We start from the raw sequence: 15,499 nt of genomic DNA, 5'->3' as shown, positions 1-15,499 counted from the left end.
TGGTTCGCGACGTCGCTCATGCGACGGACCGCAGGGCCTCTGCCGGGCTCAGCCGCGCGGCCCGCCAGCCTCCGAAGGCGCCGGCGACGAGCCCGCCCAGCACCGCGAGGCCCACGGCGGCGACGAGCACCCAGGGGGTCAGCGGTGCCTGCAGCACGATGTCGGCCGTCTCTGCGCCCGGAGCCATGCCGCCGAAGCCGCCTCCTCCCTCCGGGCCTCCCCCGACGGCCGCGGAGCCGGCGGCCACGGTCGGCTGCACGACGGTGATGATCAGGATCCCGGCGAGGCCGAGCACGAGACCTGCTGCTCCTCCGAGGAGGCCCTGCACCATCGACTCCCCGGCGACCTGGCGCACGACGCGGCCGTTCGACCACCCCATCGCCTTCAGGGTGCCGAACTCGCGGGTGCGACGGCCGACGCCGGAGAGGGTGAGGAGCACCGAGAGCAGCACGGCGACGGCGAGGACGATGATCGACAGCCAGGTGCCGAGGTTCGTGACGAGCGCCGTCGCGTTCGAGAGCGAGCCGGACACGGTCGCAGCGAGCTCGGACTGCGAGGAGACGGTGGCGTCGGGAAGCTCCTCCGCCAGGGCCGTCTGCACCTCGTCGAGGGACGCCGCCGAATCCGCCTGCACGTACACCGTGGAGATCACGTCCTCCACGCCGGCCAGCTCCTGCGCGGTGTCGAGCGGGAGGTAGACGTCCGCCGCGGTGTCTGCGGCATCCGACGCCGAGGTGAGGAGGCCGACGACCTCGACGTCGGAGCCCGCGACGTCCAGGGTGTCGCCGACGGCGATGTCTTCGCTCGCGGCGTACGTGCTGTCCACCAGCGCGACGAGGGCTCCGCTGTCGTCGGCGTCCAGCCCACGCCCCTCGCCGATCTCGGCGGAGGCCAGCGGGCCGACCTCCGTCGCGGACGGGTCGATGCCGAGGACGGTGAACGAGTCGATGCCGAACGCACCGCCACCGCCACCGCCACCGCCGCCCTGCGGAGGAGCCTGGCCCTCCGCAGGCGCCTCGCCGCCCTCAGCGCCGTCCTGCCCGCCGAAGCCGCCGCTCGGCAGCTCACCGGAGAAGGTCGAGTTCGTCAGGCTCAGCGCACCGGTCGCGGCGGCGACGCCGTCGGTACCGGCCACCGTGTCCAGCACCGCGGCATCGAGCGTCGTCCGGCCGAAGTCCGTGCGCAGGGTCGACTGCTCCAGGGTCGTGGTCTCGCCGTCGCTCTCCCCCGCGTCCTCGTCGAACTCGAACCGCGGTCCCGTCCCGTCGCCCGGTTCCGCGGCGGCGCCGGTGACGGTGAGATCCGTCCCCACTCCGTAGACCGCTGCCAGCGACTGGGTCTGGGCGTCGCGCACACCGGTCGTCAGGGCGTTCACCACGATCACCAGTCCGATCGCGATCGCGAGCCCGATGGCCACGATCGCCGTCTGCTTCTTGCGGCCCGCGAGTTCGCGCCGCAGATATCGTCCGTACATGTCTCTCCTCCCGCCGCGACGATCGCGGCGCGGAACCGACGCTAGGGACGACCGTTATGCGGATCCGAGGGACGGATGATGAGGGTTCTATGAGGCGGACATCTCCCAGAGAACCCATAGCCCGTTCCATAGAAATCACATAGGAAGTTCCGCAGAATAGAGGCATGACCAGCGACCTGCCCGAACTGCGCCGCCCCGACGGCTCCCCTCTGCGCATCCTCGCCGTGGACGACGAGCAGATGCTCACCGATCTGCTCGCCATGGCCCTGCGCATGGAGGGCTGGGAGGTGCGCACCGCGTCCTCCGGCCTCGAGGCGCTCCAGGTCGCGAAGGAGTTCGAGCCGGACGCCCTCGTGCTCGACATCATGATGCCCGACCTCGACGGGATGGCCGTGCTCAAGCGGCTCCGCGAAGCGGGCAACCTCGTCCCCGTCCTCTTCCTGACGGCGAAGGACGCCGTGGGCGACCGCGTCGCCGGGCTCACCGCCGGGGGCGACGACTATGTGACCAAGCCGTTCAGCCTGGAGGAGGTGATCGCCCGGCTCCGCGCGATCATCCGGCGCACCGGACACGCCAGCGCCGACGACGGGCAGTCGATCCTCCGGGTCGCCGATCTCACGCTCAACGAGGACAGCCACGAGGTCGTCCGGGACGGCGTGGAGATCGAGCTGACCGCGACCGAGTTCGAGCTGCTGCGGTACCTCATGCGCAACGAGCGCCGGGTGCTGTCCAAGGCGCAGATCCTGGACCGCGTCTGGAGCTACGACTTCGGTGGCAAGTCGTCGGTCGTGGAGCTCTACATCTCCTATCTCCGGAAGAAGATCGACGCCGGCCGCACGCCCCTCCTGCACACTGTGCGCGGCGTCGGCTACATGATCAAGGCCCCGCAGTGAGCGGAGCGACGGTGGCGCGACGGCCCATGAGCCTGCAGACGCGGCTGATGACCGCGGTGATCGGGTTCGTGTCGCTGATCCTCGTCATCGTCGCCGTCATCACCAGCGCCACCCTCGGCAGCACGCTGGAGGACCAGCTCGACAACAAGGTGAAGAGCTACGCCGCGACGATCAGGGATCGGATCGTGGAGGGGATCGCGCCGTCCGAGGCTACCGTCGACAACATCCTCCCTCTCCTCGGCTCCCGCGCCCCCGGGTTGCTGCTCTCGCTCGGGAGCCCCGTGGCCGGACCGAGCGGTGTCACGTTCCAGGAGACTCGTGGGGCGTTGAACAGCACGCCGCAGCCGCTCACTCCCGAGCAGTTGCAGAGGTTGTACGGCACGGTCGCGCTCGGCACCCCTGCCACAATCTCCTTCGACGGCCTCGGCTCGTATCGGGTCGTCGCGACCACCGCGAGCAACGGCGTCGTCGTCGTCACGGGCCTCCCCCGCGACGACGTCCAGAATCAGCTCACGCAGCTCCTCACCGTGATCCTGCTCGCCACGGCGGGCGGCCTGATCCTCCTCGCCCTCACCACGGCGGTCACGATCCGCGTGGGGCTGCGGCCGCTGCGCGCGGTCGCGGCGACCGCGACGAGGGTCGCCAATCAGCAGCTCGACCGTGGCGAGGTCAGCATCACCGAGCGCGTGCCGGCGAGCGAGGCCGATCCGCGGACGGAGACCGGGCTCGTCGGCGCCGCGCTCAACAAGCTGCTCGACCACGTGGACACGTCCCTCTCGGCGCGACAGAAGAACGAGGAGCAGATGCGCCGGTTCGTCGCCGACGCGAGCCATGAGCTGCGTACGCCTCTGGCCTCGATCCGCGGCTACTCGGAGCTCTCGCTGCGGGCACTGCGTCAGGCGCCGGAGGCGACGAAGGAAGACGCGGTCATCGAGGGCACGACCTCCTCCTTGGAGCGCATCCAGGCGCAGTCGCTGCGGATGACGCGACTCGTGGAGGACCTCCTGCTCCTCGCCCGCCTCGACGAGGGCCGTGAGCTCGTGTACGGCACGGTCGACCTCGCCCAGCTCGCCCTCGAGGGCCTCTCCGACGCGCGGCCGACCGCGGCCGACCATCACTGGAACATCGAGGTGCCGGATGAGCCTGTGACGGTCGTGGGCGACGCGGGACGGCTGCATCAGGTCGTCGCGAACCTGCTGGCCAATGCCAGGACGCACACGCCCGCGGGGACCACGGTGACGCTGAGCGTGGCCCGGGAGGGCGACGAGGCCGTGCTGCGCGTGCACGACGACGGCCCGGGGATCGATCCCGCCCTCCGCGACGAGCTCTTCGCCCGGTTCGCCCGCGGGGACAGCTCCCGCGCCCGGCAGACCGGCGGCACCGGACTCGGTCTCGCGATCGTCAAGGCCATCGTGGAGGGCCACCACGGCCGCATCTCGGTCGAGAGTGAACCCGGCGACACGACCTTCACCGTCCGGATCCCGCTGACTCCTCCCGGCGAGACCCCCGACGCCTGACCCGGGGGTTCCTTCTGCCCCGCTCATCTGCACGACCGGAACCCGCCCGCACGACTGATCCGTTCACACGGTCGTGAACCGGTCCCCCAGTCGTGCAGGTGTCCTGGCCGGTCTCCGAGGTCGAGATGAGCCCGTGCTCACCGGCACGACCCGAACCCGCCCACACGACCCATCCGTCCATCCCCACGTTCATCCGTCCCCCAGTCGTGCAGGTGTCCCCCGGCCGTGCACCCGTCCCCCGCTCATGCACCCGTGCCGTCTGCACGATCCGGGGACGGATGCACGACGAGACCGGGGATTCCGTCGTGCGGATGTCGCGGGGTCGTGCAGGCGTCGCACGCCCCGGATGAAGGGGATGGAAGACGATCCGGGTCAGTAGCCGGCGAAGGCGTCGGTGGTGAGGGAACGGGCCTTCTGCAGCGCGGGCGCGAGGTCGGCGATGAGCCGCGGCGGGCCGGAGACGAACGCGTGCCGCGCCGAGAGGTCGTCCACCGCGCTCTCCAGGGTCTCCGCGTCCAGGCGTGCCCCCTGCCCCCACGTCCAGTGCGGAGGAATGTCGGCCGGCTCGTCGCGGGTGAACACGAACGTGCGCACACCCGTCGCGGCCAGCTCGTCCCGGAAGGCGAGCTCCTCCGCCGAGGACGCCACATAGACGAGAACGATGTCACGCCGCTGCCCCGTCGCCTGGAGCTGCCGAAGCTGCGAGACGAACGGTGTCACACCGATGCCGGCCGCCACCATGAGTACCGGTTGCTCGCCACGCGGCAGGATGAAATCGCCCCAGGTGCCCGTCACCGCGAAGGTCGCGCCGGGCGCGGCCGCCGCGAGAGCGCGCTTGTAGCTCGACGGATGCTGCTGGTCGCCGTTCTTGTAGGCGATGCGGAGTGTCGGGAGGTCGGCGGGGGCGGACACGATGCTGAACTCGCGGCGCGTCCCCCGCGCGTCAGGGCGCCGATGCGGGACATCGAGCTCGAGGTACTGCCCGGGAAGGAACCGCACGCGGCCCTTCGCCCGGAACGTGAGCTCCTGGGCGGTGGGCGTCACGAGGGCGCGGCGCTCGAGGACGAGGCGCACGGACCCCCGGAGCGCGAACGCGAAGGCCACGAGGTTGCCGATGAGCAGGGCGCGCTCCTGCCCGAGCGTGAAGAGGCCCGCCACCGAGATCGGCCACCCCGCGAGGAGCCCGACCACGACGGCGACGACGAGCTGCTGACGACGCCGCGGTGGTAGCGTCAACGGCTCCGACAGCATGAACGCTCCGAGGAAGAGGAACGGCGACTGGAGCACCGCGAACGACAGTGCCGTCGTGAGATCGAAGGAGACGTCGAACTGCCCGGCCTGCACCGCCTGCCGCACGATCGAGGTGGCCACGGCGACGACGAGGAACAGGAGGACGACGCCGACCTTCTCCGTGCGCCACAGCACGGCCAGCCCGAGGAGGACGACAGGGATCACGAGACCCGGTGTGCCGACCCACCACGACGACGAGGTGCCGAGCCAGCTGAACGCGCCGAACGCTCCGAGGATCGACACCACCGCGGCGCCGAACGCTGCCGGATTGAAGATGTGCCGTCCCCGCCAGGCGATGAGGTACTTGGACGCGCTCGCCACCGCGCCGGCGATCGCGAGGCCGAGCAGGGCCGAGGGCTCGATGCCAGGACGCAGTACGAACAGGAGGATGAGGGCGGTGACGAGGGACGACTCGACGCGCCACGGAAGGCGAAGCAGGCGCTGGGCGACCGCGTCCACGGCGGCGATCGCCACCGCCAGCACCGCGAAGGAGGCCAGCAGCTCGACCGGGGTCGGGGAGACGATCACACCCAACAGGGAGAGCACCAGGGCGACGAGCGCGAGTGCCGTCAGCGCGAACAGCACGAGGCGGTACATCGACAGCGCGCCGAGGACGGCGAGGACGCGCTGGCGGGCGGCGGCGAAGGCAGTGGTCATGGTGTCGTGTCTCCCACGGTTCCGGCGGCTCGCCCAGGAGCTGCGGTGAAGAGCTCGGCCTGGCAGCCCGGCGAGCGCTGCACACGGCCGTCGGTGGTCATGCGCACCCATTCGACGCCCCAGCGGGTGGCCAGCTCCGGGCCGCCGTCGAAGAACAGCGCGGTGGCCACGGCATCTGCCCTCATCGCCTCCGGGGCCAGTGCCCACGTCGCCGCCCAGGTGCGGACGGGCTGTCCTGTCCGCGCATCGAGCACGTGGTGGAGGCCCTCGCCCCAGGCCCTTCGGTTGACGGCCGATGCGCACAACGCTCCGTCAGCGACCTCGACGACGCCGATCGCCTTCCGCGCATCGAACGGGTGCTCGAGCGCGATGCGCGCGCCGGCACCCCGCACGCGGATGTCCCCACCGGCATCCACGACAACATCACCGGGGATGTCGGCCAGCACCGCCATCACACGGTCGACGAGACGCCCCTTGCCGAGGGCGCCCACGTCGAGGAGGGCGGGCTCGTGCGCCTCGACTGTGTCCGCCGACCAGGTCAGCAGGGATGTCCAGGACGCGGGAGCGGGGCGGGGCTCCCCGGCCTGCAGCGAATACGCGGCGTCATAGCCCAGGGCCTCCAGGCTGTCGGCGACCAGAGGGTTCACGGCACCGGCCGTGGCGGCGTCGAGATCGCGATAGGCGTCGAGCATCGGCCCCGCGTCCGGCGAGGACAGCGAGCCGCCCGACCGTCCGAGCCGGGCCACATCGGAGTCGTCGCGGAACCGGGACCAGGCGCGATCGAACCGCTCGATCTCCACTGTCACGGCCGCGCGGACGTCATCCGTGAGCGGGGCGCCGGTCTCGATCTCCCACCCGGTGCCGATCGCCTCGAATCGCCACTCCCCCATGAGGACGCCTCGCGCCTAGGCGGCGGCCTGCTCCTTGATGGAGGCCACGGCGTCGTTGAAGCCGCCGCTCGTGAGCGACGACCCGGCGACGCGGCTGACGTTCAGCTCGTCGATCGGCTTCCCCACGACCTCATCGGCGATCCCGTCGATGAACTCGCCCTGGTACCGCTCGGTCTCCGGAGCCTTCGGGTCGCCCGTCACCTCGACCTCCGTCACGACGCCGTCGGCGAGCGTGAGCGTGACGGTGATCTCCTCCACCGTCTCCGGGGTCTGGTACGAGCCGTCGGCCGTGTAGGTGCCGTCGGTGTAGGTGCCGGAGGCGTCGCCGGACGACGAGGACGAGCTCGACCCCGCGGTCTCGTCAGTGGCGGTCGAGGTGTCTGCGGCGTCGCCGGTCGACGAGCATCCGGCGAGGACGAACAGCCCTGCGACCCCGAGGAGGGCAGTGCCGGTGCGGACAGAGGTGGGAACGGTCGTGCGGATCATGGGGTCCTCCGTGGTCGGCGTCGGTCGACTCTTCCGTCGATGACTCGACCGTAAGCAGCCCGGCTATGCACGGGCTGTGCCGTCCCGATGCGTTACGCGTCCCCGCCGAACATGCTTGTGACGGAGCCGTCCTCGAAGACCTCGTGGATCGCGCGGGCCAGTAGCGGCGCGATCGGCAGCACGGTCAGCGTCTCCCAGCGGCGCGATTCCGAGAGCGGGATGGTGTCCGTGACGACGACCTCGTCGATGGCCGCGTCCTGCAGCCGCTCGGACGCCGGGTCGCTGAAGATCGCGTGGGTCGCGGCGACGATCACGCGGTGCGCGCCGTTCGCCTTGAGCGCCTGCGCCGCCTTGACGATCGTGCCGCCGGTGTCGATCATGTCGTCGACGAGGAGGCAGGTGCGCCCCTCGACGGTGCCGACGATCTCGTGCACCGAGACCTGGTTGGCGACCTTCGGGTCGCGGCGCTTGTGGATGATCGCGAGCGGCGCCCCGAGGCTGTCCGACCAGGTGTCGGCCACGCGGACGCGTCCCATGTCCGGGGACACCACCGTGAGGATCTCGCGGTCCTCCGGGGTGAGTGTGCGCTCGAAGTGGTCGAGGAGCACCGGCTTGGCGAAGAGGTGGTCGACGGGGCCGTCGAAGAAGCCCTGGATCTGGGCGGCGTGCAGGTCGACGCTCATGACGCGGTCGGCGCCGGCCGTCTTGAGCAGATCGGCGACGAGGCGGGCGCTGATGGGCTCGCGGCCGCGGCCCTTCTTGTCCTGACGCGAATACGGATAGTAGGGGGCGACGACGGTGATCCGCTTGGCCGAGGCGCGCTTGGCGGCGTCGATCATGATGAGCGTCTCCATGAGCCACTCGTTGACCGGCTCGCCGAACGTCTGCACGAGGAAGAGGTCGCAGCCGCGGATCGAGACCTCGAAGCGGGCGTAGATCTCGCCGGAGGCGAAGGTGCGGTGCTCGACCGGAGCGATCTCGGTGCCGAGCGAGGCGGCGACGGCCGCGGTCAGCTCGGGATGCGATCGACCACCCGCGATGACCAGACGCTTCTTCGTCTTGGCGACGAGGCCGGGGGCCACGCCGTTGTCGCGATCCAGGTCGACCGTCTTCTTCTTCCGGGCCATGCTCCGCCTATTCCGCCGAATTCTCCCGGGCCGCGGCATCCGCCGCGCCCGTCCCTGCTCTGTTCTTCTCGACCCACCCCTCGATGTTGCGCTGGGGGGCCACGCTCATGGCCAGAGCACCGGCCGGGACGTCCTTGCGGACGACGGCGCCGGCGCCGGTCTTCGCACCAGGACCAAGCCTAACGGGCGCGACCAGCACCGTGTGCGAGCCCGTGTGCACCTCGTCGCCGATCTCCGTGCGGTGCTTGTTGACGTCGTCGTAGTTGGCGGTGATGGTGCTCGCCCCGAGGTTCACCCCGCGGCCGATGGTCGCATCACCGACGTACGACAGGTGCGGGACCTTGCTGCCCTCGCCGATCTCGGCGTTCTTCGTCTCGACGTAGGCGCCGATCTTGCCCTTCGGGCCGAGCACGGTACCGGCGCGGAGGTACGAGAACGGGCCGACGGTCGCCTCGGCACCGATCACGGCCAGGGTCGCGTCGGTGCGGCGGACGACCGCGTCCTCCCCCACCTCGCAGTCGACGAGCGTGGTGTCCGGGCCGATCGTCGCTCCCGCGGCGATCGTCGTCGCGCGCAGGATCTGCGTGTTCGGGAGCACGGTGACGTCCGGGGCGAGCGTGGCGTCGTCGTCGATCCAGGTCGTGGCCGGGTCGACGATCGTGACGCCCTCGAGCTGCCAGCGGCGCACGATGCGGGCGTTCAGGCGCCGGCCGACCTCGGCGAGCTGGGCGCGGTCGTTGACCCCGAACGTGACCTCGACGTCCGAGACGATCGAGGCGGCGACCCGGTCGCCGTCCCGGCGCACGAGGCCGGGCACATCCGTGAGGTACATCTCGCCCTGCGCGTTGTCGACACCGAGGCGGGGCAGGTAGCTGCGCAGCGTGGCGGCACGGAAGACGTACATTCCTGCGTTGATCTCGCTGACGGCGGCCTCCTCCTCCGTCGCGTCCTTCTGCTCGACGATGCGGTCGACCGTGCCGTCGGCGTCGCGGATGACCCGCCCGTAGCCGGTGGGGTCATCGACGAGGGCGGTCATGAGGGTCGCCGGCGCTCCGGAGGCGCGGTGCTCGGCGAGGAACGTCGACAGCGTCTCGGCATCGGCCAGCGGGCAGTCGCCGGAGAGCACGAGCACGTCGCCGTCGAAGTCGGCGGGAAGGGCATCCACCGCCACCTGGACCGCGCGCCCCGTGCCGGGAACCTCGTCCTGATCGACGAAGACCGCATCCGGGTGGTCCTCATGCAGCGCGGACACGACCTGATCACGCTCGTGCCGCACGACCACCTCGATGTGCGCCGGGTGCAGGCGGGTCGCGGTCGTCAGCACGTGTCCGACGAGCGGACGCCCGCCGATCCGGTGCAGCACCTTCGGCAGGCGCGACTTCATGCGCGTGCCTTGGCCTGCGGCGAGGACGACGACGGCGAGGTTGTTCTCAGTCATGCTCCGCCGCCAGGACTCGAACCTAGACCTCACAGCTCCAAAGGCTGTCGTGCTGCCATTACACCACGGCGGACCGCGGCACCCCCGGGGCACCGCCCGATAAGTCTGCCACGTCCCGGTGTCCGTTCCTGTGTGTGCGACCCGCGTCGCACCGGCCCGTCATCCGCCCGAAACACCGCTCTGCGATGCTGGGGCGATGACCATCGTGATCGAGCGCGTCACCGTCGCCACCCCCGAGATCGCGGCCTTCATCGCCGCTCACCATGCGGAGATGGACGGCACCGCTCCGCCGGAGAGCCAGCATGCGCTCCCGCTCGACCGGCTCCTCACTCCTCGCGTCCGGTTTTTCACGGGGATCGTCGACGGACGGATCGCCGCGACCGGTGCGCTGGCCGTGGTGGCCGACGGACACGAGGAGCTGAAGTCGATGCGCACCGACCCGGCGTTCCGCGGGCGCGGGTTCGGGCGCACGATGCTCGGCCACCTCCTCGACGACGCGGCCGCGCGAGGCATCGGTCGCCTCTCGCTGGAGACCGGCAAGGACCCCTTCTTCGCTCCCGCCCTGGCCATGTACACCGCCGCCGGGTTTCGGGAGGGCGCGCCGTTCGGCTCGTACCTCCCCGACCCGCACAGCGCGTTCCTCACGATGCTGCTCCCCGCGTCATCCGCGGCCACGACTCCGCCGCACGCGATAATGAACGGATGAGCGAGGCGGATGAGGTCGATCGGATCGTCGGTGCGTGGAACACGCAGCGCCCCGACCTCGACTTCTCCCCGCTCGAGGTGCTGTCCCGCATGGATCGCCTCTCGCGGCACCTCGACCGTGCACGCCGCGAGGTGTTCCGTCGGAGCGACCTGGAGCCGTGGGAGTGGGACGTGCTGTCCGCGCTGCGCCGGGCGGGTTCCCCGTTCCAGCTCTCGCCCAAGCAGCTCCTGCAACAGACCCTCGTGTCGAGCGGAACCATGACCAACCGCATCGACCGCCTCGTCGGCCGCCGCTTCGTGCGCCGCGAGGCCGACCCGGCGGATGGCCGCAGCGTGCTCGTGACCCTGACTGACGACGGCCGGGTCCGCGTGGACGCCGCGATCACCCGGCTCGTGGACGCCGAGGCCGACCTGCTGCGCGCCCTCTCCCGCGCCGACCGTGACCGGCTGGCCGCCCTGCTGCGGAAACTGAGCCTCAGCTTCGACACCTGACCCGATCCTGGAGTGGTTCGGTTCGGCCTGTTCCGTCCGTTCCGTCCGGTCTGTTCCGCCTGCACGATCCGTGCACGGCTGCCCGGGAGAAGTGGTCACCTGGTCGTGCATCCGGACCCGGGTCGTGCAGGCGTCGCAGGACCGATCCGACACGGGTCGTGCATCCGGACCCGGATCGTGCAGACGTCGCAGGACACGACCCGGCACGGATCGTGCGACCGGGTAGGTCAGGGACCGAGGAGGAGGCGCCGGTTCTTGGCCGGGACGGTGTCCGGGAGCGTGGCGACGACCTCGGCGATCGACACTGCCTTCAGCGAAGCCCGCCAGGCGTCGTGGGCGCGGCGCATCACGACGGCGAGTCCGCACGGCGCGGTGCAGTCCTCCGGGCGGGCGGCGCCCCTCCCCTGCTGACGGAGTTCGCGGCAGATGTAGGGGTCGGCGGCGCCGTCCACCGCGGAGACGAGATCGAGGATGCTGATGCTCTCGGGCTCCCTGGCCAGACGGAAACCACCGCGGGGTCCCGTGCTGCCTGTGAGGATTCCGGCGCGGACGAGCTTGGCGAGCTGCTTCGACAGATACGGCCCCGGCACCCCGAAATGCTCGGCGAGCTGCGCTCCGGACACCGTCGACCCCGCGGGGAGCTGGGCGATCACCGCGACGGTGTGCAGCACCCATTCGGAGGTCTCGGGAAGTTTCACTTGCCCATCGTATCCAGGCCGCCCTATTGTGGACACACAATATCCATGATTGAAGGAGTGGGCATGCGCATCGCGGTCGCAGGGGGAACGGGGCGGATCGGGCGACTGGTCGTCGAAGAGGCTCGGCGTCGGGGGCACGATCCGCTGTCGCTCAGCCGCAGCGAGGGCGTCGATCTGACCACGGGCGAAGGCCTCCCCGCCCTGCTGCGCGGGGTGGATGCGGTCGTCGATGCGACGAATCCCCCGGTATCCGACGTCGCCGAGGCCGAGCGGGTGTTCACCACGCTCAGCCGCACGCTGCTCACCGCCGAGGGCGAGGCGGGGGTCGGCCACCACGTGGCCCTCTCGATCGCGGCGCTCGATCGGGTGCGCGGCAATCCGCATTACGCGGGTAAGCGCGCCCAGGAGCGTGAGGTCACGCGCGGCGCGGTGCCTTTCACCATCGTGCGGGCGACGCAGTTCCACGACTTCCCCGCGATGATCGCCGAGTGGAGCATCGAGGACGGTGAAGGCATCGTACCCCCTCTGCTGCTGCAGCCCATCGCGCCCGCAGACGTGGCCGTCGCGCTCGTGGATGCGGCGGAGTCGCCGGCCCTCGGCGGCTCGTTCGACATCGCCGGACCCCGCACGGAGGACGCCGTCGACATGGCGCGCCGCACCCTCGCCGCGTGGGGGCGTGAGCTTCCGCTGCGCGCCGCGTGGAAGGGTGCCGCGCTCGGCGTCGAGTTCGCGGGTGAGGTGCTGCTTCCCGGCGACGACGCGCGGACGGCGCCGACGACCTTCGACGACTGGCTGTCCACCGAAACCCGCTGACACCCCGACCGGTTCCGGGGCTCCGTCTCCGGTCCCCTCGCTCCGGATGCACGACCAGGGTCCGATCGTGGGACGAAAACCCCGGAACGGTCGTGCAGGCGCGACCGGATCGTGCGGCCGAGGCGGACAGCGACCCTGTCTCCGGTCGGGTCCCCACCACTCCGGATGCACGACCGAGGTCCGGACGTGGGACGAAAACCCCGGAACGGTCGTGCAGGCGCAACGGGATCGTGCAACCGAGGCGGGATGAGTGGCGGCCGCGGCCCACGGACTCTGCCCGGCCGGTCGCCTAGGCTGGGAGCACCCGGTCGCGGCCCCGCGACCCCTGCTCCGAAGGCCGAGACATGGGCATGCCCTCCCCGCTTCCCGTGCGCGACGGGGTCGGCGCGACCCGGCTGCACGTGCCGATGACGGGTGCATGGCCCACCGTCGCCGCCTACATGGTCGAGCGGTTCTTCCACCTGGATCCGGAGCGGCTGCTCGTGCGCTTCGACCGCGGGGAGATCGTCGCGCGCGACGGCCGGCCGCTCTCCCGGGACACGCCTCTCGGCGCCGAGGAGTTCGTCTGGTACTACCGGGAGCCTCCGACCGAGAAGGAGATCCCGTTCGCCGAGGAGATCCTGCACCAGGACGAGCACCTGGTGGTGGTGGACAAGCCGCACTTCCTCCCCACCACGCCGGGCGGCAAGTACCTGCAGAACTCCGCCCTCGTCCGGCTGCGCAACCGTCTCGGCAACCCGGATCTCACGCCCATCCACCGCCTCGACCGGGCCACGGCGGGGCTGCTGATGTTCTCCGCCCGCCCTGCAACCCGCGGCGCCTACCAACTGCTCTTCGAGGACCGCCGCGTGGAGAAGGTCTACGAGGCCGTCTCCGCGCGCCCGGCAGACTGGGATCCGTCGCGATTCCCGCTCGTCTACCGCAACCGCATCGAGAAGCTCCGCGGTCAGGTGTGCGTGCAGGTGGATGAGGACGGCGAGCCGAACTCCGAGACGCTCATCGAGGTCATCGCCGCCGACGACCGCGTCGTGCACACGCTTCTCCGTCCGCACAGCGGGAAGATGCACCAGCTCCGCGTACACCTCGCCGCGCTCGGCCTCGGCATCCTCCATGACGGCTTCTACCCCGTGCTGCAGCCGGAGCGTCCGGACGACTTCAGCCGCCCGCTCCAGCTCCTCGCACGCGAGCTCCGGTTCACCGATCCGCTGAGCGGGCAGGAGCGCACGTTCACCACGCGCCGGAGCCTGCAGGAGGCCCCGGCACGCTGATCGGCCTCAGCGGCGCATGACCTTCCGCGCGAGCCGGGTGCCGAGCGTCTGAGCCACGTGCACGAACACGACGATGAGGAGCACAGCCGCCCACATCACGACAGGCTCGAACTGGCGTCGGCCGTACGTCAACGCAAAGTTTCCCAGCCCGCCTGCGCCGATGTAACCCGCCATCGCCGTCATATCGATAAGCGCCACGATCACGAATGTGTATCCCAGGATTAGCGGCCCAAGCGCCTCGGGGATCACCACCGTGAGGAGGGTTCGCCACGGTCCGGCTCCCATCGCGCGCGCGGCTTCGATGACTCCCGGCGAGACACCGACCAGATGCTGCTCGACGATCCGGCCGATGGCGAACATCGACGCCACCACCAGGGCGACGATGGCAGCGTTCGTGCCGATGCCGCTGCCCACGATGAATCGGGAGAACGGGATCAGGACCGTGATGAGGATCACGAAGGGGATCGGGCGGAAGAAGTTGATGAAGAGGTTCAGCACGGCGGAGATCGCTCTGTTCTGCAGCATGCCGCCCGGCCGTGTCAGGTACAGCCCCACTCCGATCAGGCCTCCCAACAGACCGCCCAGCACCAGCGTCAGCGACACCATGTAAAGCGTCTCGACGGCAGCCGTCCAGAACTCAGGACCCAACTCGATCAGACGATCCATCAGCGCACCTCCTCGCGGTCGATGTCCGTCACTTCGATGCGCTCCGAGATCCGTGCAAGCGTCGCGTCGATGCGAGCGTCGTCCCCGCGGATCGCGAGAGTCAAGTGGCCGAAGGCCCTACCGCGGATGTCGTTGATACCTCCGAAGACGAGCTCGAACTCCAGCCCGGCCTCCGCCAGCTCAAGGAAAACCTGCGCCTGGGACGGACCACCGTCACGGAAGGAGAACGTTACGAGTCGTCCCTGGTGCCGTTCACGCAGGACGGCGCGTTCGGACGGGGAGGGAACGCCCTTGACGACCGTACCGACGAATCGCTGCGACGCGGCATGCTGCGGGTTGGAGAAGACCTCGAACACGTCTCCCTGCTCGATCACTCGCCCGCGGTCCATGACGGCGACCCTGGTCGCGAGCGTCTGGATGACGTCCATCTCGTGGGTGATGACGACGATCGTGACGCCCTGCTCCTCATTGACGCGCTTGAGCAGGGAGAGGACCTCATGTGTCGTCTCCGGGTCCAGCGCACTGGTCGCTTCGTCGGCGAGGAGGATCGCCGGCCTGGTCGCGAGCGCCCGCGCGATCCCGACGCGCTGCTTCTGCCCTCCCGACAGGTGCTCGGGGTACGAGCGTGCCTTGTCGCTCAGCCCCACGAAAGACAGCATCTCGGTCACGCGCGCGTCGATGTCGGCCTTCGACCATCCCGCGAGCTTCAGCGGATACGCGATGTTGGCCCGCACGCTCTTCGATGAGAAGAGGTTGAACTGCTGGAAGATCATCCCGATTCCGCTTCGCACGCGCCGGAGCTCACGTTCGCTGAGTGCGGTGATCTCGACCTCGTCGACGGTGATGCGGCCCGCGGAGGCCGGCTCCAACGCGTTGATGAGCCGCACCAGGGTGGACTTCCCCGCACCCGAATAGCCGATGATTCCGAAGACATCTCCCTGCTCGATCTGCAGAGACACATCGTCGACGGCGGTGATCTGCGTGCCGGATGCGGACGGCGAGGGGTAGCTCTTCGACACGTGCTCGAGGGAGACGATCGGCATAGGTTCTCCGGTCTTGAGGGAGGAAAGGGCGGGGTCGGCCTG

The 15,499-nt window shown here is 70.2% G+C and carries 15 protein-coding genes and 1 tRNA gene; 6 read left to right on the top strand and 10 right to left on the bottom strand.

All coding sequences use genetic code 11. The features are described 5' to 3' along the window. Positions 1-16: 16 nt before the first annotated feature. Entirely contained in the window at positions 17-1,474 is a 1,458-nt protein-coding gene (locus tag AB1285_RS03940) for an ABC transporter permease (RefSeq protein ID WP_370428458.1), read from the bottom strand. A 164-nt stretch (positions 1,475-1,638) separates the two neighbouring features. Between AB1285_RS03940 and AB1285_RS03935 the strand changes: the two genes are divergently transcribed. Together AB1285_RS03935 and AB1285_RS03930 are read left to right on the top strand one after the other, a co-directional pair. Then, entirely contained in the window at positions 1,639-2,367 is a 729-nt protein-coding gene (locus AB1285_RS03935) for a response regulator transcription factor (RefSeq protein ID WP_136051691.1), read from the top strand. A gap of 26 nt (positions 2,368-2,393) precedes the next feature. Next, positions 2,394-3,884, top strand: a complete 1,491-nt coding sequence (locus tag AB1285_RS03930; RefSeq protein WP_370428457.1) for a sensor histidine kinase — start codon at positions 2,394-2,396, stop codon at positions 3,882-3,884. A 372-nt stretch (positions 3,885-4,256) separates the two neighbouring features. On the opposite strand, the gene AB1285_RS03925 is transcribed toward AB1285_RS03930, so the two are convergent. From AB1285_RS03925 to AB1285_RS03900, 6 genes are all read right to left on the bottom strand, one after another. Then, positions 4,257-5,831, bottom strand: a complete 1,575-nt coding sequence (locus tag AB1285_RS03925) for an FAD-dependent oxidoreductase (RefSeq protein ID WP_370428456.1) — start codon at positions 5,829-5,831, stop codon at positions 4,257-4,259. After that, entirely contained in the window at positions 5,828-6,721 is an 894-nt protein-coding gene (locus tag AB1285_RS03920; RefSeq protein WP_370428455.1) for an FAD:protein FMN transferase, read from the bottom strand. The genes AB1285_RS03925 and AB1285_RS03920 overlap by 4 nt, the downstream gene beginning before the upstream one ends. Positions 6,722-6,736: 15 nt before the next feature. After that, the gene (locus AB1285_RS03915; protein WP_370428454.1) at positions 6,737-7,207 is read right to left on the bottom strand and encodes an FMN-binding protein; all 471 of its coding nucleotides are present in this window, start codon (positions 7,205-7,207) and stop codon (positions 6,737-6,739) included. Positions 7,208-7,299: 92 nt separating this feature from the next. Beyond that, positions 7,300-8,334, bottom strand: coding sequence for a ribose-phosphate diphosphokinase (locus AB1285_RS03910; protein WP_187661963.1), 1,035 nt, complete (start codon positions 8,332-8,334; stop codon positions 7,300-7,302). Between the two features lie 7 nt (positions 8,335-8,341). Next, on the bottom strand, positions 8,342-9,772 hold the full coding sequence (gene glmU / locus AB1285_RS03905) for a bifunctional UDP-N-acetylglucosamine diphosphorylase/glucosamine-1-phosphate N-acetyltransferase GlmU (RefSeq protein ID WP_370428453.1): 1,431 nt from the start codon (positions 9,770-9,772) through the stop codon (positions 8,342-8,344). Position 9,773: 1 nt separating this feature from the next. Further along, positions 9,774-9,845 (bottom strand) — tRNA-Gln (locus AB1285_RS03900). Positions 9,846-9,968: 123 nt separating this feature from the next. Between AB1285_RS03900 and AB1285_RS03895 the strand changes: the two genes are divergently transcribed. Together AB1285_RS03895 and AB1285_RS03890 are read left to right on the top strand one after the other, a co-directional pair. Further along, on the top strand, positions 9,969-10,478 hold the full coding sequence (locus AB1285_RS03895; RefSeq protein ID WP_315637953.1) for a GNAT family N-acetyltransferase: 510 nt from the start codon (positions 9,969-9,971) through the stop codon (positions 10,476-10,478). Next, positions 10,475-10,969: a MarR family winged helix-turn-helix transcriptional regulator gene (locus AB1285_RS03890; RefSeq protein ID WP_025105633.1), complete on the top strand. Its 495-nt coding sequence runs from the start codon at positions 10,475-10,477 to the stop codon at positions 10,967-10,969. Before AB1285_RS03895 ends, AB1285_RS03890 begins: the two co-directional genes overlap by 4 nt. 227 nt (positions 10,970-11,196) lie before the next feature. On the opposite strand, the gene AB1285_RS03885 is transcribed toward AB1285_RS03890, so the two are convergent. After that, positions 11,197-11,667, bottom strand: a complete 471-nt coding sequence (locus AB1285_RS03885; protein ID WP_187661966.1) for an RrF2 family transcriptional regulator — start codon at positions 11,665-11,667, stop codon at positions 11,197-11,199. A 63-nt stretch (positions 11,668-11,730) separates the two neighbouring features. Here AB1285_RS03885 and AB1285_RS03880 point away from each other — a divergent pair, with 63 nt between their 5' ends. Together AB1285_RS03880 and AB1285_RS03875 are read left to right on the top strand one after the other, a co-directional pair. After that, the gene (locus AB1285_RS03880) at positions 11,731-12,480 is read left to right on the top strand and encodes an SDR family oxidoreductase (RefSeq protein ID WP_363447046.1); all 750 of its coding nucleotides are present in this window, start codon (positions 11,731-11,733) and stop codon (positions 12,478-12,480) included. Between the two features lie 344 nt (positions 12,481-12,824). Next, positions 12,825-13,748 (top strand): pseudouridine synthase, encoded by a 924-nt coding sequence (locus AB1285_RS03875; RefSeq protein WP_363447048.1) that lies wholly within the window; start codon positions 12,825-12,827, stop codon positions 13,746-13,748. 6 nt (positions 13,749-13,754) lie between these two features. Here the strand turns inward: AB1285_RS03875 and AB1285_RS03870 are convergent, their stop codons facing one another. Beyond that, on the bottom strand, positions 13,755-14,414 hold the full coding sequence (locus AB1285_RS03870; protein WP_187661969.1) for a methionine ABC transporter permease: 660 nt from the start codon (positions 14,412-14,414) through the stop codon (positions 13,755-13,757). Then, positions 14,414-15,457, bottom strand: a complete 1,044-nt coding sequence (locus AB1285_RS03865) for a methionine ABC transporter ATP-binding protein (RefSeq protein ID WP_187661970.1) — start codon at positions 15,455-15,457, stop codon at positions 14,414-14,416. Before AB1285_RS03865 ends, AB1285_RS03870 begins: the two co-directional genes overlap by 1 nt. Positions 15,458-15,499: the final 42 nt, after the last annotated feature.

The organism is Microbacterium sp. NRRL B-14842, from assembly GCF_050470785.1.
Note: the sequence above shows the minus strand (reverse complement) of the source record. Positions and strands in the feature narration are given on the sequence as shown.

What these genes read in the sequence shown, in the direction of transcription:
- AB1285_RS03940 (WP_370428458.1), bottom strand. Translation starts at nt 1,474, where the DNA reads ATGTACGGACGATATCTGCGGCGCGAACTCGCGGGCCGCAAGAAGCAG.
- AB1285_RS03935 (WP_136051691.1), top strand. Translation starts at nt 1,639, where the DNA reads ATGACCAGCGACCTGCCCGAACTGCGCCGCCCCGACGGCTCCCCTCTG.
- AB1285_RS03930 (WP_370428457.1), top strand. Translation starts at nt 2,394, where the DNA reads ATGAGCCTGCAGACGCGGCTGATGACCGCGGTGATCGGGTTCGTGTCG.
- AB1285_RS03925 (WP_370428456.1), bottom strand. Translation starts at nt 5,831, where the DNA reads ATGACCACTGCCTTCGCCGCCGCCCGCCAGCGCGTCCTCGCCGTCCTC.
- AB1285_RS03920 (WP_370428455.1), bottom strand. Translation starts at nt 6,721, where the DNA reads ATGGGGGAGTGGCGATTCGAGGCGATCGGCACCGGGTGGGAGATCGAG.
- AB1285_RS03915 (WP_370428454.1), bottom strand. Translation starts at nt 7,207, where the DNA reads ATGATCCGCACGACCGTTCCCACCTCTGTCCGCACCGGCACTGCCCTC.
- AB1285_RS03910 (WP_187661963.1), bottom strand. Translation starts at nt 8,334, where the DNA reads ATGGCCCGGAAGAAGAAGACGGTCGACCTGGATCGCGACAACGGCGTG.
- glmU (WP_370428453.1), bottom strand. Translation starts at nt 9,772, where the DNA reads ATGACTGAGAACAACCTCGCCGTCGTCGTCCTCGCCGCAGGCCAAGGC.
- AB1285_RS03895 (WP_315637953.1), top strand. Translation starts at nt 9,969, where the DNA reads ATGACCATCGTGATCGAGCGCGTCACCGTCGCCACCCCCGAGATCGCG.
- AB1285_RS03890 (WP_025105633.1), top strand. Translation starts at nt 10,475, where the DNA reads ATGAGCGAGGCGGATGAGGTCGATCGGATCGTCGGTGCGTGGAACACG.
- AB1285_RS03880 (WP_363447046.1), top strand. Translation starts at nt 11,731, where the DNA reads ATGCGCATCGCGGTCGCAGGGGGAACGGGGCGGATCGGGCGACTGGTC.
- AB1285_RS03875 (WP_363447048.1), top strand. Translation starts at nt 12,825, where the DNA reads ATGGGCATGCCCTCCCCGCTTCCCGTGCGCGACGGGGTCGGCGCGACC.
- AB1285_RS03870 (WP_187661969.1), bottom strand. Translation starts at nt 14,414, where the DNA reads ATGGATCGTCTGATCGAGTTGGGTCCTGAGTTCTGGACGGCTGCCGTC.
- AB1285_RS03865 (WP_187661970.1), bottom strand. Translation starts at nt 15,457, where the DNA reads ATGCCGATCGTCTCCCTCGAGCACGTGTCGAAGAGCTACCCCTCGCCG.